The following is a 20,837-nucleotide window of genomic DNA, read 5'->3' on the forward strand; positions in this document are numbered from 1 at the left end:
CGCTTGCTAAAGCTGGCCGGTTTTGGCCTATTAGCCGGTAAGATATGCCTTCGGAGTGACTGCAATGGTTCCCTTTTTCGTCCAGATCAAATGCAAGCTCGGCCAGTCCTATACGGTCGCAAATGCGCTTGCCGAAGCCGAGATCGCCTCCGAGATCTACTCCACGGCCGGCCATTACGATTTGCTGGTGAAGTTCTATGTCGACAACGACACCGACATCGGCCACTTCATCAACGAGAAGGTGCAGGTGCTGCCCGGCATCCAGGACACGCTCACCATCATCACCTTCAAGGCGTTCGGCGCGAGCTAACTACCGCCCTGCTTGCGCTTGGGCGGCGTCGGGCCGTCGACCGGCGGCAGCGACTTCAGATAGGCGGCCATCGCGGCGCGATCTTCCGGCGTCAACTGCGCGAGGTTCTTGATCACCGGCCGCATCGAGCCCGATGCGCTGTCGCCTTCGGGCATGTCGCCGGTCTCCAGGAAGTCGGCAATATCCTTCTCGCTCCAGCCGCCAATACCCTTCTGCGTGATGTTCGGCACCCAGCCCTCGCCCTCGGGATTGGGACCACCGGCGAACCGCTCACCCCGGCTGATACCGCCAAGCGCATTGCGCGGACTGTGGCACTCGGCGCAATGGCCAAAGCCGTTGACGAGATAGGCGCCGCGATTCCAATGCGCCGGCCGCGCCGCATCCGGCACGAACGGTCTGACGTCCATGAACAGCAATTTCCAGATGCCGACATTGCGGCGGATGTCGAAAGGAAACGGCAAATCGTGGTCGCGCACCCGGCCGGCGACCGGCGGCAGCGTCTTCAGATACGCAAAGAGATCGCGGACATCGTCGACCTTGGCGAGATGATAGGAGGTGTAGGGAAACGCCGGGAAGTAGTGCGTGCCCTCAGGCGAGATGCCGCGCATCACCGCGTTGACGAAATCGGCTTCGCTCCAGCGGCCGATGCCGTCGGTGGGGTCAGGGGAAATGTTCGGCACATAGAACGTTCCGAACGGCGAGCCGAGCGCCAGGCCGCCGCCGAGCCGCAGGCGATCAGGCTGGTTGGGCACGGCATGGCAGGACGAGCAGCCGCCGGCATTGAACAGCTCCTGCCCATTGGCGAGATCAGGCCCGCGAGTCGGCGCCGGCAAGGCCAAAGCGGTCGGCGCGGTCAGCCACCAGTAGACGGCAAAGGCTGCGACAGCAGCAATCAAGACAACATGAACTATTCGTCGCAGCATTGAGGATCCCATCGGGCTCTGGCGAATTTACGGATCATCCCGCAGCCGCTCCAGCCACGAATAATTTAGATGGTTTGATCGGAATCCGGGAATAAAGTCGGAACCGCACTGTTTGCAAGTTGACAGCAATCAGGCGTCAACAGGGAGAGACCGATGAACAAAGCGCTTTTTGCCACGCTGGCGCTCGGAGCCGCCGTCGCATTCGCAGGCTCGGCAAGCGCGGAGAAACTGAAGGCTGTGCTGGACGCCAAGTCCGAAGTGCCCGCCACTGCCAGCAGCGGCACCGGCACGGCCGATATCGACTATGACGCCGCCACCAAGAAGCTCTCCTGGAAGGTGAGCTATTCCGGCCTCACCGGCCCCGCCACCGCCGCCCACTTCCACGGCCCCGCCGACACCAGCAAGAACGCCGGCGTCCTGGTCCCGATCCCGGGCATCGCCAACAGCCCGGCCGAAGGCTCGGCGACGCTGACCGACGCGCAGGCCTCCGATCTCCTCGCCGGCAAGCTCTACGTCAACATTCACACCGCGGCCAACCCGGGCGGCGAAATCCGCGGCCAGGTGACCAAGTAAGTTTTATAGCAATTTCATTCGCGAAGGCCGGGCGCAAGAAGGAGCGTCCGGCCTTTTCGATTCCGGACGGGTACAACGACCCGTAGCCGGGATGGAGCCAACGGAGCTACGAGGCTAGAATGTTCATTGGCGCACCCTCATCCGCAGCGCCTGGAGCGGTTCATGATCAAAATATTGCTTGAACGGAATATGCCGCCGAACTTCGCTTCCCGCTCCGCGGCTCGCGCGTTGAAAGCCATTCTGACCGCAGTCTTTGCTGCGGGAATGCTTTTTTTATCGGCTGAATTCGTCGTCGCGCAAACCGACATGGAAAGGCAGGCTCAATGCGAGCTGTCCGCCATCCGCGACACGAGATCGCCGCTTGCGGTCCAGTATATCCGCTCGGCTTGCAACTGGCTCGCGGTCAACGGCGATTCCCTGTTGAACGCGTCCAGCAAGGGCTACTACATCTGCCTCGTGCGGCAGCTCTCGGGTGCGCAGAGCAACGAGGCTGCCGCGGCCATCATGTCGGCATGCCGCACGTCCAATCCGCTTTGATAGCGCTCACGCCGCGCTCAGCGCATGCTCAAGGTCCGCGATCAGGTCCGACGGATTTTCGATGCCGATCGACAGCCGGATGGTGCAATCGAGCACGCCGATCTTGCGGCGGATGTCGGCGGGCACGCCGGAATGGGTCATCGTCGCCGGCAGGCTCGCCAGCGACTCGGTTCCGCCGAGGCTCACCGCGAGCTTGAAGATCTGCAGGCCGTTGAGGAATTTCTCCGCTGCCGCCTGGCCGCCGACGATGTCGAACGAGAACGTCGATCCCGCACCGAGACATTGCCGCGCGAACACGCGTCCCGCCGGCGAGGTCTCCTCGTGATGACCGAGATAGTGGACCTTCGCCACCTTGGCGTGATCGCGCAGATAATCTGCCACGAGGCGCGCATTGCTGTCGGCCTTCTCCATGCGCAGGCTCAAGGTCTCGAGCGAGCGGTTGATCATCCAGCAGGAATGCGGATCGAGTTGGGTGCCGATCGCGCCGCGTAGCGCCTTGATGCCCTTCATGATCGCCTTCGAGCCGAGCGCGGCACCCGCGATCAGGTCGGAATGGCCACCGACATATTTGGTCAGCGAGTACAGCGAAATATCCGCGCCATGCTCGATCGGCCGCTGAAACACCGGACCGAGCAGCGTGTTGTCGCAGGCGATGATGGGTGTGTGGCCCTGGGCCTTTCCGATGGCCTCTGCGACGCGGCGCATCATCGCGACGTCGACCAGGCCGTTGGTCGGGTTGGCCGGCGTTTCGATCAGGATCATCGCGACCCGGCCCTTGCGCATGGCCTCCTCCGCGGCCTGGCCGACCACCGCTTCATCGATGCCGTCGGCAAAGCCGACCGCGCCGATCGAGAGCCGCGAAAGCGTGTTCGTCAACAAGGTTTCCGTCCCGCCATAGAGCGGCTGGGAGTGCAGGATGACATCGCCTGGCCGGATGAAAGCCAGGATCGTGGTCGCGATGGCCGCCATGCCGGATGCGAAAAGGACACAGCTCTCGGTGCGCTCATAGATGGCGAGCCTGTCCTCGACGATTTCGCTGTTGGGGTGGTTGAAGCGCGAATAGACCAGGCCCGCGCCCATGCCCTCCGGCGGCTCGCGACGGCCCGCGACGAAATCGAAGAAATCCTGCCCGTCCTCGGCCGTCCTGAACACGAAGGTCGAGGTCAGAAACACCGGCGGCTTGATGGCACCTTCCGACAATTGCGGATCATAGCCATAGGTCAGCATCAGCGTTTCCGGATGCAGCATATGGTTGCCGATATGGGTTTTGGACGGGAACGGTTTGACCATGGCCTGCCTCGCTGTTGCCTAGGATCGCCGCCGTACGTCGGAACTCTGGACAGCGTGAGGCATCGACGCCGCGGCGGCGCGAGCAAACATAACCACTCCGACGGCGATCCGTCAGGCCATGGGAGGAGAATTTGCGGATGTGCTGCCGTAGCCCGGATGGAGCGCAGCGAAATCCGGGACCTGCCTATCCGCTTCGACAGCTGCCCGGGATTTCGCTTCGCTCCATCCGGGCTACAAGCACACGAACGGCGCCGCCTTACTTCAGCTTCAGCCGATACGTCTCGTGGCAGTCGGTGCAGCGGTCGTTGATGCTGGTGTAGGCGGCCTTCAGGCTGGCGAGGTTGGTGATCTTGCCCTTGACGTCCGCGATCGCCTTCTGCACCGGCGGGATCTTGGAGTCGAAATCGGCCTTGTTCTGCCAGACTTTTGGCGACGCGCCGTACCATGCGTTGACGACGTCCTGCTTGGGATTGACCTCGAAGGTCTTGGAGATCTTGGCGACGTCGGCCTCGAGACTGGCGATCGCCGCGTCGACGGCCTTCTGATCGTAGGGGATTTCGCCCTTCGTCATCTTGAGGATCACGCCGTACATGCTCTTGGCCTGCGAGCGCATCAGATTGTCCTGCTGGACGGCAACCTCCTGCTGCGCCATCACGGCGCCTGCACCCAGAAGCAAGGTGCCCGCGACAATCAAAATTCGTTTCATAGGCTTGTTACTCCGGCTTGCATGTCGGTTTGGGGGGAAGACCATGAGGGTTAGAACCCGGCCGCGGGCAGTTCATTCCCGCGGGCCTGACGGCCGCGTCAAAGGCTGTGGCGGCGGTGATGCTCGTTGATCGCGATCCAAACACGTTCTGGTGTCGCCGGCATGTCAATGTGGTCGATCTTGTACTCGCGCCAGAGCCCGTCGACGATGGCGTTGACGACCGCCGGACAGGAGCCGATCGCGCCGGCCTCGCCCGCGCCCTTCACGCCCATCGGATTGGTCGTGCAGGGAATGTTGTTGGTCTCGAACACGAAGGACGGACCGTCGGCTGCGCGCGGCAGCGCGTAGTCCATGAAGGTCGCGGTGATGAGCTGGCCGTCACCGGCGCCATACACCACCTGCTCCATCAGCGCCTGGCCGATGCCCTGCATGGCGCCGCCATGCACCTGGCCTGCCAACAGCAACGGATTGAGCGTCTTGCCGAAATCGTCGACGATCACGTAGTTGACGATTCTGATGATGCCGGTCGCCGGATCGATCTCGACTTCCGCGACATGGGTGCCGTTGGGATAGGTGCCGTCGGCGCTGGCAAACGTCGCGCTCGCATTCAGCTTGGAGGGATCGGCACCCGGTCGCTTGGCGAGATCGGCAAACGAGATCGAACGGTCGGTGCCGGCGATGCGTACGATGCCATCGGTGATCTCGAGGTCGCCGGCGCTCGCTTCCAGCGCCTGCGCCGCGATCTCCTTCAGCTTCTGGCCGAGCTCGCGCGTGGCGCGCTCGACGCTGACGCCGCCTGAGGGGATCGAGGCCGAGCCGCCGGTGCCGAGGCCCGTGGCGATCATCGCGGTGTCGCCCTGGTGGACGTGCACGCGCTCCGGCGCCACGCCGAACTGCTCGGCGACGATCTGCGCATAGGCGGTCTGGTGGCCCTGCCCGCTCGACTGCGTGCCGATCAGGACGGTGATGTCGCCATTGGGATCCATCCGCACATTGGCGGTCTCCTCGCCCATGGTGCCGCAGACTTCGACATAGCTCGCAAGCCCGATGCCGCGGATCAGGCCGTCCTTCTTGGCCGCCTTGGCGCGCTTGGAAAACTCCTTCCAGTCGGCGATCTCCATCGCGCGCTTCAGATGCGCGGCGAAGTCGCCGGAATCATAGACCTTGCCGGTCGCGGTCTTGTAGGGCAGTGCCTTCGGCTGGATGAAATTCTTGCGGCGGATCGCGTCCGGCGTCATGTCCATCTTGCGCGCGCAGGCATCGACCAGGCGCTCGATGACATAGGCCGCCTCGGGCCGGCCCGCACCGCGATAGGCATCGACCGGCACGCTGTTGGTGAAGATGGTCCGCACCCGGCAGTGGAAGGCCTGGAGGTCGTAGAGGCCCGGCAGCATGCCGGCGCCGCCATGCGGAATGTAGGGCCCGAAGGTCGACAGATAGGCGCCCATGTCGCCCATCAGGTCGCAATCCATTGCGAGGAATTTGCCGTCCTCGGCCATCGCCATCTTCGCGGTGGTGACGTTGTCACGGCCCTGCGCGTCGCCCATGAAGTGCTCGGAGCGATCGGCCGCCCACTTCACCGCCTTCTTCAGCTTGCGTGCCGCGACCGCCACCAGGGCGTATTCGCGGTACGGAAACAGCTTCGTGCCGAAGCCGCCGCCGACATCGGGGCAGATCACCCGCATCTTCTCGGTCGGAATGTTCAGCACGTTCTGGCACAGGATGTCGCGCAGGCGGTGGCTGCCCTGGCTGCCGATCGTCAGCGTCAGATGATCGTTCTTGGCGTCGTATTCGCAGACCGCCGCGCGCGTCTCCATGAAGCTCGCGACCACGCGCGGATTGACGATGGAGATCTCGGCCACCGTATGCGCCTTGGCGAAGGCGGCTTCAGTCGCGGCCTTGTCGCCGATCGAGACGTCGAACAGCACATTGCCGGGCTTGTCGGGCCAGACCTGCGGCGCGTCCTTCTTCACGGCATTGACGAGGCCGGTCACCGACGGCAGCGGCGACCATTTGACCTCGATCGCCTCGATCGCGTCGCGGGCCTGGTCGATGGTCTCGGCGACCACGAAGGCGATGGAATCGCCGACATGGCGCACCTCGTCCTTGGCGAGGATCGGGTAAGGCGGGCCGGTGAAGGGATCGGCCTCGAAATTGAACAGGCAGGGCAGATTGCCGAGATCCCCGACCTCAGCGGCGGTCAGGATCAGCGCCACCCCGGGAAGGGTGCGGGCGCGGCTCGCGTCGATGGTGAATTTGGCGTGCGCATGCGGCGAGCGCAGCATCAGGCAGCGCAGTGCGGCCTGCGGCGCGAAATCGTCGGTATAGCGGCCCTTGCCGCGGATGAGCGCGTCATCCTCCTTGCGCAGCACGCTTTGGCCAACGCCGAACTTGATGGGAGCCGCCATTTTCTTGTCCCGTCCTATGGTTGTTTTGCCGGCATATTGCCGTGGAAAAAGAGGCAAGGCAAACGGGTTTAGGCAGGCGCGGCCCGCGAAAAATCCGGCCAGCTTTCCCCCGTCAAAGCGGGATCGGACGGAAAGGCCGCACCTCGGCTATTTCCCTGTGAAGATCGATGATCCTGCGGACGTCCTCGGCGCGTTCGGTCTCGGCTAGCTGGCCTGCATAGGCCATGCGGCGAACCACGGCCGAGGACTGGAACGTCCAGTACTGTGTCATCAGCGGATTGATGAAGAGTTCGTTCCCGCTGGTGCGGTTGGTGGCATGATAGTTGCCAAACTCACCCCGCAATGCACTCGCAATCGAATTGCAGACGATGCTCGGGTGCTGCGGCTGGCGCTGGTTGGCATAATCGACCAGATCGAGGAAAGCCTCGGCCTCCTTGCTGCCCTGCGACAACGACAACATCCCGAGAAACCCGCCGTCCCGAATCAACTGCGCTGTGTTTTCCAGGAACGCATGATGCGAGACACCGTGATAATGATCCACACCGAAGCCGATCGCGGCGAGCAGCACCCGCTCGCCTGCGGCCTGATCGGCGGCAATCAGCGAGACCGCGTCCTCGACGACACTGCCGACGCCGGGCTCATCGCCGAACACGAGACTGTCCGTTCCGCCGTCGACCAGAATGACCGTGTCGATGTCATGACGGTCGACGATCGAACGATACGCCGCCGCCAGCGGGCGAACGCCGCTCTTCGCAAACGCATAGATCGGCACGGGCTGCTCGCGCCGGCCGAGCCATTCAGCCAGCCATTTCTCCGGAAAGTATGGGATTTCCGCGGCGCGCTGATCGACGCGCCAAACCGTCTCCCCGACACGCTCGCCGCCGCACAGCCACAAATTCGTGAAAGAGAGGCTGGCGAACACCACCTGCTTGCCCTGCGATGTCAGATACTGCGCGAGCGGGACCCCGGCGAAGACGTCGAAGCCACCGCCGCAGCCGGCAACAAGCACGTTCGTCGCGCTGTTCAATCGTCCGAGAAACGGAATCATGTTTGAAGCCCTACCGCCTTCACCGACGCTAGTCGCTGAATCTCTTCATCATAAGGTGATTGTCGTAAGTGGTGTCACCTATGCGGACGACACGGGGATCAGTGCCGTAGATCTCAAACCCATTGCGTTCATAGGTCTTGATTGCAGCGGCCGCTGTTGACACCACGGCAAGATGCACCTGTTCGACGCGCGACCTTGCATGCGCAAGAAGCTTCTTGATGAGCTGATCCCCGACGCCTTTGCCTCGATCATTCTCCCTGATGTAGACCGAGAAGATGTGTCCCCTGTGCTGCGATCTCTTATACGCCGAGACATAAAGGCCCGCGACTCCGACCAGGCCTTCGCATCCAAATGCGCCGAGGATAGTGCCATTGAGCCAATGGCGATAAGCCGCCATCATCGCATCACCGCCTTCGTCCTCTTCAGGAGAACCAAACGATTGAGGGTGCGTCTGAATTGCCTCCGCACGAATTTCGCGAAGACAATCCAGATCATCGACAGTCAATCGTCGGATTTCGACATCCGTCTGGGGAATGACTGCATTTGAGGCCATGATGTCCGCCTTTCCATTGCGATAGCGTGAGAACGTCATCTACATCCCGCCACGGCTCCAGAGAAACCGCGTGTTATCTCTCAGCGTATCGATCGATCGCTGAGGCGTGAGGTGGTCGATCTCGCCGCGCGTCAGGCCGATATCCATCAGTTCCCTGTCGCTCAGGTCCTGCAAGGTGAGCTGCGGGCTCTGGCGCCGTTCCAGATACGCAAGCCAATATTGCCTGAGCAGGCCGAGAACGCTTGGCCTCGATGCGGCCGTTGGTCCGGCAATGTCCTCGTCCGCCAGAGCGCTCTCCAGTGCTGCAGCAGACGCCTTGAGGCGTGCTGCCAACGCCTGGTCGACCGCGTTCTTCGCTGACACGATGGAGAGCTTGGGGACGCGCCTTGCGGCATCGCCCGCAATCCCGGGTGAGACGTTCGTCAATTGGGGTGGCATCGCATGCTCCTGCTGTTGTGCCGGCAGGGAGCGTGGCCAAACAAAAGGCCCCGTCCGATGCCGGCGGGGCCTGGTGGAAAGATGTCGTCGACGAATTCCTAGCGCACGACTCCTTCCACGGCCCAGCCGAAGCGGGTCATGTGCGAGAAGTTGACGTTGCGCGAGCGTTTAATCATGAGCGGCCAATAGCACGGCAATCGCGCAAAATCAAGAGGTGTGCGGATGTCACTTGCACCTTGGAGGCGAGTCCCACGATCCGGCGAACTCGCCCCGGAAGTCCTGTTTACACGAGATGCCAGTCGCTGGGATCCGCGCCCGGATGGCCAATTGAATGCACGGAAAGCGCTGCCGCGTCGTGGATGGCGCTCGCCAGTACTACCTGATGCGTATCGAGATTGGATGCGCCGGGGGCGATCGGGTCGACAAGCTGCAACGTGTCCGCGGTTGTCGACGCTGTCGATGAACTTTGCAGGCGACTAAAATCGAAGGAGTCGCTCGGCACGGCGCTACTGACAACATTCTGCGCGGCGGCCGGCGCAGCGCCCGTTCCGGCGTTGACCTGTACTTTGGACCAGATCCCATTGCCAGAATAGCCGTGGCCGTCATAGGCGATCATACGAACATCATCGGAACTGCCCGCGGCTCCCGCCACAAACGTTGTTTGCGAGAGCTGGGCCTGCGTGACCCAGAACGGGGTGGCCTGCGGCACCACGGTCCCATCGACCACGAAATGGCCATGACCGGCCGTCGTTGTGCCGTCATAGACCAGATAGCTCAGCGTATCCCCATCGGCATCGGTGGCGCTGAACAGGCTGCTGATTGCGAGCGCATGGCCTGCGGTCGTCGACACGCTGCTTCCACTCGGCAAGGTCATCTGCGGCAGAGAATCTGCTGCGAGCACGCTCACCTTGGACCACACCCCGCCGCCCGAATAGGCTTGCCCGTCATACGCGATCATGCGGACATCGTCGGTGACGCCGATCGTCCCCGTCACGAACGTCGTCTGTGCGAGCTGCGCTTGCGTCACCCAAGCGGGGGTCGCCTGCGGCATGACGGTGCCGTTCACCTCCCAATGGCCGTGACCGGCCGTCGTCGTGCCGTCGTAGATCAAATAGCTCAGCGCATCGCCATCAGCATCGGTGGCGCTGAACAGGCTGTTGACCGCCAGCGACGAGCCGGGGGCCGCCGCCACGTTGGCGCCGTCTGGCAAGGTCATCACCGGCGCGGAATCCGCCACGCTGACCAGCGTTTTGGTCCAGCTCCCGTTGCCGGAATAAACGTGGCCGTCATAGGCGACCATCCGGATATCGTCGGACGTGCCCATTGCCCCGGCCACGAACGAAGTCTGTGCGAGCTGCGCCTGCGATACCCAATAGGGCGTGGCCTGCGGCACCACCGTCCCGTCCACCACCCAATGGCCATGACCGGCAGTCGTGGTGCCGTCATAGACCATATAGATCAGAGCATCGCCGTCGGAATCGCTTGCACTGAAGAGGCTTGAGATCGCAAACGATTGACCTGCCTTCGCGGCAACGTTCGCTGATGCCGCCGTCACCACCGGTAGGTCCTCCGTCACCGCAAGGACCGCGGACGCAGCGCTCGTATTTCCCCACGCATCGGTCGCTTTCGCCGTGATATTGTGCGTCCCTTCGGTTAGCGCCGATGTCGTAATACTGAACGCGCCAGTCGTCAGGTCCGCAGTGCCCGTGCCAAGCACGGTCGTGTCGTTGCTATCATACAGCGTCACCGCGCTGCCGCGCTCGGCCGTGCCGTCGATCTTGACGTGCGCAAAGCTGGTGATGTTATCGCCGATCGTACCGCTGTCCGTCGTCGGGTCGAGCGACAGGCCGGTGGGCGGAGCCGGCGGCGTCGTATCCGGATGGACACTGACCTGAGCTACCGCCGTTTGCCACCATCCGTTGGCGACATATTCACTCGATATCCAGAACCCATTCGCGTTGTTCGGATCGGCGATTGCGGTCGAATAGGTGCCCCAGCGCTGGTCGTTCAGAGCGCCGGAATCGAAAAACGTACTGCTCGCCTGGTAAAGCGTCGGCGCGGTGAAGGTGGAAGCGCCGGCGCCGAGCACCGTATAATAGTCGGAAGGGTACATGTTCGGCCCGGAGGCCGAAAAATTGATGAGCACGTCGCCGTTCTGATCGACCGCAATCGAAGGGGTGAACACGGCCACACCCGCGCCGATGGAGGCGCCGGAAATCACGTTCCCGATGACAAATTGCGGATTCGTGGGATCGGTGACGTCGAGCTTGAACCACTCGATTTGCGCGGGCGACCCTGCGCTCGGCTTGGTTTCGCTCACGCCATAGACGTAGTTGTGTCCTCCCGAGGAGGTGTAGGCAAGGCCCTGGATGCGTCCGTCGTTAATGTCGAGCGTCTTGGTCGTGCCCAACTGCGCCGCGGTGTAGTTGCTTCCGCCCCCACCGACATCGGCGTCCTGGAGGAAGAGCGTTTGGGTCCCACTGAAGCCGTGCGTCGGATCGTAGGTTTGATATGTGAGCGCGGTGTCGTTACCGGTCGAATAGGAGCTCAAATAATAGGTCACCCCGTTGCCGCCGGCGACATTGCGCATGATGCCGCCGCTCCCTGACGCGATAGCGCTGGCGTCGGGCGTGATCGGGGCGTTTGCAGCGGCTATCACGCTGCTTTCGTTAACGACGAATTCGCCGTTGCTGTAGGCGCCTCCCGCGTCGGGATATTCGGGCGCGGAGATGTAGATTTTGCCGTTGCTGACCGACAGATAGGGCATGTCCGATTGGGTCGTGCCGCTGTGGGACGTGTCGATCGAAGTCAAATACCAGCCGTCGCTCGGATTGCTGTCCACCGACACGGCGATATCGATATTGGTGGCGAAATTCCCGGTTCCGGGCTGAAAATTGCTCGCGACGACCACATAGTGGCCGGTCGAACTATCATAGGCGGCGCGCGCGTCGAGAAGGCGGTTGTCGAGGATGGCGCCAAGCGGCGAGAACAAGCTGGGCAATGATCCGTTGGATACGATTGGATTGCCGCTGAGATCGGTTATCTCGTAGTGAGTGGTCTCCACGGTGAAAATGTAATTCGGCCCGACCGCCAACGCATTTTGGGGCGGAGTGTTGGTCGGATCGGACAATCCGGAAAATGAATGGTCGACCGAGGTGGACGACGTCGGTGGCAGCGCCGAATAGAAGTTGAGCGCCGGCACGCCGGCGCTGGCGCCGATCGGCGCAGCGCCGTAAAGGCTTTCGATCGTGGCGAGCAAGGAATAGGGACCAGCCGGCGAGGCGTTGACGACCCCGGCCGGGACGCCCCCGCCGACTACGATCGCCGCAACGTGATCGGGGTAGGTCACCGCTGGATTGGTGTTGTTTTCGTCGAAGGTGACGATCAACAGCGAATTGTTGGCCTCCGCCCAGGCAGCGTAGGCGGAGAGATTGGCCTGGACCCAGGCATCTCCCGCTGGAATCCCGCCGCCATTGTCGCTCGTCGGCGTCATGTTGTCGGCGTCGTTGGGGGAAACAAAGGAGACGGTCGGAAGGTTGGCGAAGCCGGCCGCGGTCTGAGGAAAGGCGCTGAAATTGTGACCGTCGTTGGCCGAATTGGCGAAGTCCATCCAAGGTTGGCGTTCGGGGTCCGCCGTGGTTTCGGCGTAACCGCCGAAGGTGTGACCGCTGGCGGCGAGCGTGCTCGCCAGCGTCGGTACGCTAGCCGGAAGCTGGGGAAAGGTGCCGTTGGTGGTGACGCCCTGCGTCGAGCCGGAAAACAGGGCAATGTAATTGGGCTGACTCGGATGGGTCACACCGTAGTCGTTGGTGAGCAGCATCCCCTGAGCGATCAGCGAGTTCAGGTAAGGCGCCTGAGCACTACCTACGATGTCGGAGTAGTTCTCATTTTCCAGGGAAAGGACGACAATGTGGCTCGGAGTCGTGGTCATGATCGTCAGTCCTCCATTGCGGTTCGATGCGCGCAACCTTTTTCATCAAGGTGCGCTGCTCTTTGCGTTCGTCTCTGCGGCGCCCGCAGAAGGCGGACGGGCGATAATTGTTGAATGGAGATCATGGAAGGGATCGTTGCGACCGGGGAACAGATCCAAGACAAGCGAAGCGTGGGAGATCGCGGTGCCTGTTGGTCGAGCGAGCAGGTTCCAAGACGACCACTGCTGCAATCTCGGAACGCGAGGTACTTGGCGTCCGCATGAACCCCCTCCGGAGCGGGGCAATAGAGATTTGGGCGCGCCGCTGCCACGGTTCGCTCTGCCTCTTCAAAACTGCTGATGACAGAAAGCCCCGACTCGCTGAATCCGAGACGCGACGAACTGCGATTTCGTCTCGATACTCGCTGAGTTCAGATGTCGAGCCAATGGCTCTGAGGAGGTACCTCATTCAATCACATGAGGGTACTAATCTCGGGCCCCGGAATGACGGAGGGAGTCGTTGGAGTCACAAACCTAGCTGCGCACCAGCGAGACCAGCCAGCCGCGGCCGAACAGGACGAGGATCGCGAGCGCGTAGACGATCGTGCCGCCGACAGCCAGCAGGACCAGCGTCACCTCGTCCCGGAAGTGCATCGCGCCTAGCGCAGAACTGCTGAATCGCGCGATCAGCCAGAAGGCGGCGGCAAGGATGAGTCCGGTCAGCAGGAATTTGGCGAGCGACAGCAGCCAGGCGCGGTCGAGCACGAGAAAGCCGCGCCGCACGGCAAAGAACAGCACCAGCAGCAGATTGGTCCAGACGCCGACGGCGGTTGCCAGCGCCAGGCCGATCTGGGCGAACGATCCCATCAGGGCGAGTTTCAGCGCGACGTTGACCGCAATGCCCGACAGCGAGGCGCGAACCGGCGTCGCAGTGTCCTTGCGCGCATAGAAGGTCGCGACCGCGCTGCGGATCAGCACGAAGGGGATCAGGCCGATGGCATAGGCCGCAAGCGTGCTGCCCGCGGCAACCGCATCGGCCTTGGAGAACGCGCCGCGGGCGAACAGCGCGCGCATGATTTCGTCAGGCACGGTGAGAAAGGCCGCGACGAACGGCACCGAGAACAGCAGCGTGAAATCGAAGGCACGGCGCTGCGCCTTCATCGCGCCGTCGTGGTCGTTGGCCGTGATCCGCCGCGACATCTCCGGCAGCAGCACCGTGCCGATGGCGATGCCGATGACGCCGATCGGCAATTGATTGAGGCGGTCGGCGTAATAGAGCGCCGACAGCGCGCCCGCGGGCAGGAAGGTCGCGATGATGGTGTCGGCAAACAGCGCGACCTGCGTGCCCATCGAGCCCAGTGTCGCTGGTCCCAGCGCCCTGAAGAAGCCGCGGACGTCTTCATCGAGCTTGAGCGGCGCAAAGCGCGGCAGGCCGCCATGGCGGGCGAGGTCACCGGCGAGCAGGAAATATTGCAGGAAGCCGGAGATCAGGACGCCCCAGGCCGCGGCGTGGCCCGCGGTCGGAAACCAGGCGGCCAGTGCCAGCGTCATCATCATCGCGACGTTGAGGAAGATCGACGCGGCGGCGGCGCTGGCAAAGCGCTGCATCACGTTGAGCATGCCGCCATAGAGCGTCACCAGCGTGATCAGCAGCAGATAGGGAAAGGTGATCCGGGTCAGTTCGATCGCGAGCCTGCGCTGTTCGGCATCCTCGCTGAAACCGGGCGCCAGAATGCTCATGGCCTGCGGCATGAACAGCCAGGCGACGATCAGCAGCACCACTTGGGAGGCGAGCAGCAGCGTGAAGATGCGGTCGGCGAACAGGTGTGCCGCCCCCTCCCCGCGCTCGCCATGGACGTGGGCATAGGCCGGCACCCAGGCGGCATTGAAGGCGCCCTCGGCAAAGATCGCGCGGAAATGATTGGGCAGCCGCAGCGCCACGAAAAAGGCGTCGGCCACCGGGCCGGCGCCGAGGATCGCCGCGAGCATGATGTCGCGGGCAAATCCCGTCAGCCGCGAGAGCAGCGTGTAACCACCGACCGTGAAGATGCGTCCGAGCATGCGTCCCTTCTAGAGGAAGAGCTGGCTCGCTGCAAAATCGGGCAGATCAGGCCGAAAGCGCGCCGCGCACGGCGGCGATGATTCGCTCCTGATCGGCTTCGGTCAGATAGGCGTGCATCGGCAGGCTGATGACGTCCTGCGACAGGCTCTCGCAAGCAGGCAGGCCGCCGTCGGCGACCGGATACTGCCTGTAGGCGGTCTGCTGGTGCATCGATTTGCCGTAATAGATCGCGGTCGGCACGCCCTGCGCCTTCAGCGCGGCAGCGAAGCCATCGCGGTCGGTCCCCTCAGGGAGACGGATGGTGTACTGCGCCCAGACCGAGGTATTGCCCGGCGCCAGACGCGGCACGGTGACCACGTTGGACAGGCCGCGCGCGTAGCGCTCGGCGACCCTGTTGCGGGCGGCGATCTCGTCGTCAAAAATCTTGAGCTTCTCGATCAGGATCGCGGCCTGCATGGTGTCGAGCCGCCCGGTCAGACCGAGGCGGACGTTGTCGTATTTGTCGACGCCCTGCCCGTGCACGCGGATGCTGCGCAGCGTCGCGGCGAGCTCGTCATCATCGGTCAGAATCGCGCCGCCGTCGCCGAAGCAGCCGAGCGGCTTTGCCGGGAAGAAGCTGGTCGTGGTGGCGAGCCCGAAGGTGCCGAGCTTGCGACCCTTGTAGCTTGCGCCAAAACCTTGCGCGGCGTCATCGATCACGAACAGGCCTTCAGCCTTTGCGATCTCGGCGATGGCATCGTGGTCCGCAGGCTGTCCGAACAGATCGACCGGAATCACCGCGACAGGCTTCAGGCCGGCCTTGCGCGCGGCCGCAATGCCGCGCTTGAGCGATTCCGGGCTCATGTTGAAGGTCGTCTCATCGACGTCGACATAAACCGGCGTAGCTCCAGTCCGTGCTGCCGGCGACGCGGTCGCAATGAAGGTGAAGGAGGGACACAGCACGGCATCGCCGGGCCCGACATTCTTCGCCATCAGCACCATCAGAAGCGCATCGGTGCCGTTGGAGCAGGCCACCACGTGCTTGGCGCCGCAATAGGCCGCGAGCTGCTTTTCGAGCTCGAAGACCTCGGGTCCATTGACGAACTGGCAATGATCCATCACGCGCTTGACTGCGGCATCAAGCTCCGCGCCGAGCCGGACGCGCTGCGAGGCAACGTCGATGAACGGAATGGGGTCGGAACGCAGATGCTGGTTCATGGTCTGGTTCTTGGCGCCTTCTTGAATGGTCGACATGGAAAGGGTGTTAGCCGGCGACGCGGCGCGGACCCTTGCGGGCGGGCGACGTGGCTGCGGGCCGCGCCGGCGTCTCGAGGCACTGCGTCGCGATCTCGAGGCTGGCGACGCCCTCATCGCCGGTGACCGCCGGCGTCTCGCCGTGACGCACGGCCTTGAGGAAGGCGATCAGCTCGGCGCGGAGCGGCTCGTCATGGCCGACCGGCAGATGCCGCATCGAGTAGCTGCCATCAGGCTTGAAGCCGAAGCATTCGGTGACCTGGCGCGTCAAGAGATCGCCCATCACGTATTTGCCGCGGGTCGCGACCGTGACACTGCGCGCCTTGAACGGCGTCAGCCAGTTGGTGTTGATGTGGGCAAGCACGCCATTGGCGGTGCGGAACTGGAGCAGCGCGATATCCTCACGCTCGGCGACCGCGCTCGACAGCTGAGGCTGCACCTCGACGATGTCGGATTCGGTGAACCAGCGGATCAGATCGATGTCGTGCACGGCGAGGTCGATGACGACGCCGACATTGGACATGCGCGGCGGGAACGGGCCGACGCGCGTGATCGCGATCGAGAGAATGTCCTCGCCCGCAATCGCCTGCTTGACGGCGGCGACCGCCGGATTGAAGCGCTCGACATGGCCGACCATCAGCGTGACGCCGGCCTTTTGCGCGGCGGCGACGATCTCGCGGCCTTCGGCGACCGTCGAGGCGATCGGCTTCTCGACCAGCACGTGGATGTTCTTGGCAATGCAGGCGAGCGCGACCTCGTGATGCAGATGGGTCGGCGCCGCGATGGTGACGGCATCGACGCCTTCGGCCAGGAGCTGGTCGAGCGTCTCGAAGCTCGCGCAATTGGCGAGTTCGGTCGTGCGCGCGCGGTGCGCCGGCGAAGGATCGACCACGCCGACCAGGCTGATGCCGGGCAGGCCGCTCAGCACGCGCGCATGGTTGCTGCCCATCACGCCCGCGCCGATGACGCCGACGCGCAAGCCGGCCTTTGCCGGTTGTGATCCTTTGGAACTCATCTGATCGAACCCCGATTCAACGCAAATCCCCGGGCCGCTTCTAGCACGGGTGCCACATTTGTGGCGAATGCCGGCCAAATTGCCCGGACACGATTTGATTCAAAAAATTACACGTTCTCCGGGCCTTAAGCCGCCTAAAGCGGACTTTTCAGGCCCGGATCCCGTGATTCGGAGTTTGCTGGTTACGACCTTTGATAGTCGTCTTCAATCCGGATGATGTCGTCTTCCCCGAGATAGGAGCCGGTCTGGACCTCGATCAGTTCCAGCACGATCTTACCGGGATTCTCCATCCGGTGGACCGCGCCCATCGGGATGTAGATCGACTCGTTCTCGTGCACCGTCTTCACGGTCTCGTTCACGGTGACGCGGGCGGCACCACGGACCACGATCCAGTGCTCGGCGCGGTGGTGATGCTTCTGCAGCGACAGCCGCCCGCCCGGCTTGACCACGATGCGCTTGACCTGATGGCGCTCGCCATTGTCGACCGACTGGTAGCTGCCCCACGGCCGATGCACCTTGAGATGCTCCTCGGTGACCTTCGGCGCGACCGTCTTGAGCTTGGTCACGAGACGCTTCAGCCCGTTGGCGTCCTTCTGGCGCGAGACGAGAACGGCGTCCGCGGTCGCGACCACGACGAGATCGTCGACACCTTCGAGCGCGACCAGCGCATGATCGCTCGTGACGTTGCAGTTGCGCGAATCCTCGAACACGGCGGTGCCGTGCGCCGCGTTGCCTTGCGTGTCCTTGTCGGACAGCTCCCACACCGCGCGCCAGGAGCCGACGTCGGACCAGCCGCAGGACACCGGCACCACGGCTGCGCGCGAGGTCTTCTCCATCACCGCATAATCGATCGAGATCGCCTTCGCCGCGCCAAAAGCCTGCGGCTCCAGCGTCACGAAGCCGAGATCGCGGCCGGCGTTAGTGACCGCACTGGACACCGCCTCCACGCTTGCCGCATCAACCTTGCGATATTCGTCGAGCAGCAGGGAAGCGGGAAACATGAAGTTGCCGCTGTTCCAGAGATAGCCCGAGTTGACGTAGTCGGCGGCCTTCGCGGCATCCGGCTTCTCGACGAAGCGCGCGACCGCGTGCACCTCGCCGGAGATCACCTCGCCCGGGCTGATATAGCCGTATTCGGTCGCCGGCCGCTCCGGCTTGACGCCGAAGGTGACGATCCGCCCGGTGCTCGCGGCAGCGAGGCCCTCGCGGCACGCCGCGACGAAGGCGGCATTGTCCTGCACCACATGGTCGGCAGCGAGCGCGAGCACGATCGCTTCACCGGTGCGGTTTTGTGCGAACGCCGCGCCGGCGGCGATCGCGGGACCGGAGTCGCGCCGCATCGGCTCGAGGATCACGTCGGCCTCGATGCCGATCTCGGCGAGCTGCTCCAGCACCATGAAGCGATAGGACGCATTGGTGATGACGATGGGGCGCTCGAACAGCGAAGCGTCCGAGACGCGCGAGAGCGTGTCCTGGAAGGTCGAGCGCGCGCCGAACAGCGGCAAAAACTGCTTCGGGCGCACCTCGCGCGAAGCCGGCCACAGCCGTGTGCCGGCGCCGCCGCACATGATCAGGGGGATAATGCGTTTGTCCATCGTCATTTCAAACCTTGAAGTGGTCGCGATACCAGGTGACAAATTTGTGGACCCCGTGCTCGATCGGCGTTGACGGTGCAAAGCCGGTGTCGCGCATCAAATCCTCGACATCCGCGAACGTTTCCACCACGTCTCCCGGCTGCATCGGCAGCAATTCTTTGACCGCCGTCCGACCCAGCTCCCGCTCCAGAAGCCCGACGACATGCATCAGCTCTTCGGGGCGGCGATTTCCGACATTGTAGATCCGAGACGGCGCATTTGCGGCAGCCGGATTGTCCGCAGGCACAAGTTCGATCAGCTTGGATACTACACGGGTCACGTCGTCAATATAGGTGAAGTCGCGGCGCATTTTGCCATGGTTAAAGAGCCGGATCGGCTGGCCCGCCATGATGGCGTTTACAAACAGAAACATGGCCATATCAGGCCGTCCCCACGGGCCGTAGATGGTAAAAAAGCGCAAGGCCGTGACCGGCAGCCGGTAGAGATGACTGTAGGACTGCGCCATCACCTCGTTGGCCTTCTTGGTCGCAGCATAGAAGCTCACGGGATGATCGGTCCGGTCCTGCACGGAAAACGGCAGTTTAGTGTTGGCGCCATAAACGGACGATGACGAGGCGTAGACGAGATGACGACAACCGCTTTTCCGGCAGCCTTCGAGCAGGTTGAGAAAGCCCTGCAGATTGGACTCGACGTAACTCTGCGGATGCTCGATCGAGTAGCGCACGCCGGCCTGGGCGGCGAGATGCACGACCTCCGAAAAGCGATGCCGCGCAAACAGCGCCGCCATCGTCTCGCGATCGGCGAGATCGGCCTGGACAAAGGAGAAACAGCGCTCGTTGCCGAGCAGCGAAAGGCGCGCCTGTTTCAACGCTGGATCGTAATAGCCGCTGAGGTTGTCGAGCCCGACCACGGAGCGCCCCTCGGCCAGGAGCTGCCGGACGACGTGAAAGCCGATGAAACCGGCGGCCCCCGTGACCAAAATCGCCTGATCCGTCATCCTGTTTCCAAGCGATCCCGCGCAATCCCTAAAGCCAGCCGGCGGCGCTTCTTTAGCCGGTATCGAGGGGGCCGCAATAGCCCGCGCGGTTCATAACCGCTCCCCATAGCCGCTCCTGATAACGGCTCCTCATCACCGCTATTGCAAGATCGACGCCAAAACCATACCAAAGCGGCCGAATTCGGCGCCACGCGTCGGGTTGCTCCGAAACCCTGTTCAAGCGGGCCAGATGCGCCGAATCCTGCTGTCGACGACCAAAATCCTGATCTCCGCGGCGCTGCTCTATCTGGCGCTGCGCAAGGTCGACCTGACCGAGCTGTTCTCGCGCTTCACCGCGACCAGCCTGTTCTGGATCGGCATGGCGATCGCGGTGACGTTCCTGCAAATCTTCGTCGGCGTGCTGCGCTGGCGCGAGGTCAGCGCCGCATGCGGTGCGCCGCTCGAGCTCGGCCGCGCCATGCGCTACAACGTGATCGGCTCCTTCTTCAACCAGACCCTGCCGTCGGCGATCGGCGGCGATGCGGTCCGGCTATGGCTGGTGGCGCGCGCCGGCGCGGGATGGCGCGCGGCGACCTATTCGATCTTCGTCGATCGCGCGATCGGCCTCGTGGCGCTGGCGATCCTCATCGTCGCGAGTCTGCCCTGGAGCTACACGCTCATCACCGATCCGCACGGCCGTTCGGCGCTGCTGCTCGTCGACTTCGCGGCACTTGCCGGCGGCATCGGCTTCCTGATCTTCGGCGCGCTGAAATGGTCGTGGCTGAAGACCTGGTGGGCCACCCACCACATCCACGCCTGCGCCGTGATCGCCAACCGCGTGATCTTCGACCGCACGCGCGGACCTGTTATCGCGATCCTGTCGCTTTTGGTTCACGTGCTAGCCGTCGTCATCGCCTGGTGCGTGGTGCAGTCGATCGCTGCGCCGGTCAGCTTCGCGCAGGTCTTCCTGCTGGTGCCGCCGGTGATGCTAATCACACTGATGCCGATCTCCATCGCCGGCTGGGGCGTGCGCGAGGCGAGCATGGGGCTGGCCTTCGGCTTCGCCGGGCTGGCTGCCAATGAAGGCGTCAACATCTCGCTGCTGTTCGGCGCGGTCTCCTTCATCGTCGGTGCATTCGGCGGCCTGGTCTGGATCCTCAGCGCTGAGAAAGCCGCGCAGGGGAAGGCGCCGCTCGGGATGCGTGAATAAGGGTTCACAAGGCCGGCACGGACGCACCGCGACCTCCAGTTACCTATCAG

The 20,837-nt window shown here is 63.3% G+C and carries 17 protein-coding genes; 4 read left to right on the top strand and 13 right to left on the bottom strand.

The window, feature by feature from the left end:
• Nucleotides 1-64: 64 nt before the first annotated feature.
• Complete coding sequence (locus ACLFLU_RS28855; RefSeq protein ID WP_045008738.1) at nt 65-310, top strand: Lrp/AsnC ligand binding domain-containing protein; 246 nt, start codon at nt 65-67, stop codon at nt 308-310.
• On the opposite strand, the gene ACLFLU_RS28860 is transcribed toward ACLFLU_RS28855, so the two are convergent.
• Nucleotides 307-1,233: a c-type cytochrome gene (locus tag ACLFLU_RS28860; protein ID WP_426408136.1), complete on the bottom strand. Its 927-nt coding sequence runs from the start codon at nt 1,231-1,233 to the stop codon at nt 307-309. The two genes, ACLFLU_RS28855 and ACLFLU_RS28860, sit on opposite strands and share 4 nt — an antisense overlap.
• Nucleotides 1,234-1,386: 153 nt before the next feature.
• Here ACLFLU_RS28860 and ACLFLU_RS28865 point away from each other — a divergent pair, with 153 nt between their 5' ends.
• Nucleotides 1,387-1,806: a CHRD domain-containing protein gene (locus tag ACLFLU_RS28865; protein ID WP_426408137.1), complete on the top strand. Its 420-nt coding sequence runs from the start codon at nt 1,387-1,389 to the stop codon at nt 1,804-1,806.
• Between the two features lie 162 nt (nt 1,807-1,968).
• Complete coding sequence (locus tag ACLFLU_RS28870) at nt 1,969-2,343, top strand: VF_A0006 family four-cysteine protein (RefSeq protein WP_426408138.1); 375 nt, start codon at nt 1,969-1,971, stop codon at nt 2,341-2,343.
• Nucleotides 2,344-2,349: 6 nt separating this feature from the next.
• Here ACLFLU_RS28870 and ACLFLU_RS28875 read toward each other — a convergent pair whose 3' ends face one another.
• From ACLFLU_RS28875 to ACLFLU_RS28930, 12 genes are all read right to left on the bottom strand, one after another.
• Nucleotides 2,350-3,633, bottom strand: coding sequence for a cystathionine gamma-synthase family protein (locus ACLFLU_RS28875; protein WP_426408139.1), 1,284 nt, complete (start codon nt 3,631-3,633; stop codon nt 2,350-2,352).
• Nucleotides 3,634-3,889: 256 nt separating this feature from the next.
• Complete coding sequence (locus tag ACLFLU_RS28880) at nt 3,890-4,339, bottom strand: c-type cytochrome (protein ID WP_426408140.1); 450 nt, start codon at nt 4,337-4,339, stop codon at nt 3,890-3,892.
• 98 nt (nt 4,340-4,437) lie between these two features.
• On the bottom strand, nt 4,438-6,747 hold the full coding sequence (locus ACLFLU_RS28885; protein ID WP_426408141.1) for a xanthine dehydrogenase family protein molybdopterin-binding subunit: 2,310 nt from the start codon (nt 6,745-6,747) through the stop codon (nt 4,438-4,440).
• 112 nt (nt 6,748-6,859) lie between these two features.
• Entirely contained in the window at nt 6,860-7,795 is a 936-nt protein-coding gene (locus tag ACLFLU_RS28890; RefSeq protein WP_426408142.1) for a DUF1152 domain-containing protein, read from the bottom strand.
• A 28-nt stretch (nt 7,796-7,823) separates the two neighbouring features.
• Complete coding sequence (locus ACLFLU_RS28895; protein WP_426408143.1) at nt 7,824-8,387, bottom strand: N-acetyltransferase family protein; 564 nt, start codon at nt 8,385-8,387, stop codon at nt 7,824-7,826.
• The gene (locus ACLFLU_RS28900; protein WP_426408144.1) at nt 8,388-8,786 is read right to left on the bottom strand and encodes a DUF1127 domain-containing protein; all 399 of its coding nucleotides are present in this window, start codon (nt 8,784-8,786) and stop codon (nt 8,388-8,390) included.
• A 283-nt stretch (nt 8,787-9,069) separates the two neighbouring features.
• The gene (locus ACLFLU_RS28905; RefSeq protein ID WP_426408145.1) at nt 9,070-12,717 is read right to left on the bottom strand and encodes an alkaline phosphatase family protein; all 3,648 of its coding nucleotides are present in this window, start codon (nt 12,715-12,717) and stop codon (nt 9,070-9,072) included.
• Nucleotides 12,718-13,230: 513 nt separating this feature from the next.
• Nucleotides 13,231-14,757 (bottom strand): murein biosynthesis integral membrane protein MurJ, encoded by a 1,527-nt coding sequence (gene murJ / locus ACLFLU_RS28910; protein ID WP_426408146.1) that lies wholly within the window; start codon nt 14,755-14,757, stop codon nt 13,231-13,233.
• A gap of 46 nt (nt 14,758-14,803) precedes the next feature.
• The gene (locus tag ACLFLU_RS28915) at nt 14,804-15,991 is read right to left on the bottom strand and encodes a DegT/DnrJ/EryC1/StrS family aminotransferase (RefSeq protein ID WP_426408147.1); all 1,188 of its coding nucleotides are present in this window, start codon (nt 15,989-15,991) and stop codon (nt 14,804-14,806) included.
• Nucleotides 15,992-16,001: 10 nt separating this feature from the next.
• Nucleotides 16,002-17,006: a Gfo/Idh/MocA family oxidoreductase gene (locus tag ACLFLU_RS28920; protein WP_426408148.1), complete on the bottom strand. Its 1,005-nt coding sequence runs from the start codon at nt 17,004-17,006 to the stop codon at nt 16,002-16,004.
• A gap of 182 nt (nt 17,007-17,188) precedes the next feature.
• Nucleotides 17,189-18,601 carry a mannose-1-phosphate guanylyltransferase/mannose-6-phosphate isomerase gene (locus ACLFLU_RS28925; protein ID WP_426408149.1) on the bottom strand — a complete coding sequence of 471 codons (1,413 nt, stop codon included), beginning with the start codon at nt 18,599-18,601 and terminating at the stop codon, nt 17,189-17,191.
• Between the two features lie 7 nt (nt 18,602-18,608).
• Nucleotides 18,609-19,598 carry an SDR family NAD(P)-dependent oxidoreductase gene (locus ACLFLU_RS28930; protein ID WP_426408150.1) on the bottom strand — a complete coding sequence of 330 codons (990 nt, stop codon included), beginning with the start codon at nt 19,596-19,598 and terminating at the stop codon, nt 18,609-18,611.
• A 229-nt stretch (nt 19,599-19,827) separates the two neighbouring features.
• Here ACLFLU_RS28930 and ACLFLU_RS28935 point away from each other — a divergent pair, with 229 nt between their 5' ends.
• Nucleotides 19,828-20,787 carry a lysylphosphatidylglycerol synthase transmembrane domain-containing protein gene (locus tag ACLFLU_RS28935; RefSeq protein ID WP_426408151.1) on the top strand — a complete coding sequence of 320 codons (960 nt, stop codon included), beginning with the start codon at nt 19,828-19,830 and terminating at the stop codon, nt 20,785-20,787.
• Nucleotides 20,788-20,837 lie beyond the last annotated feature (50 nt).

The sequence above is a fragment of the Bradyrhizobium ganzhouense genome (assembly GCF_049949285.1).
Taxonomy (GTDB): Bacteria; Pseudomonadota; Alphaproteobacteria; order Rhizobiales; family Xanthobacteraceae; genus Bradyrhizobium; species Bradyrhizobium ganzhouense.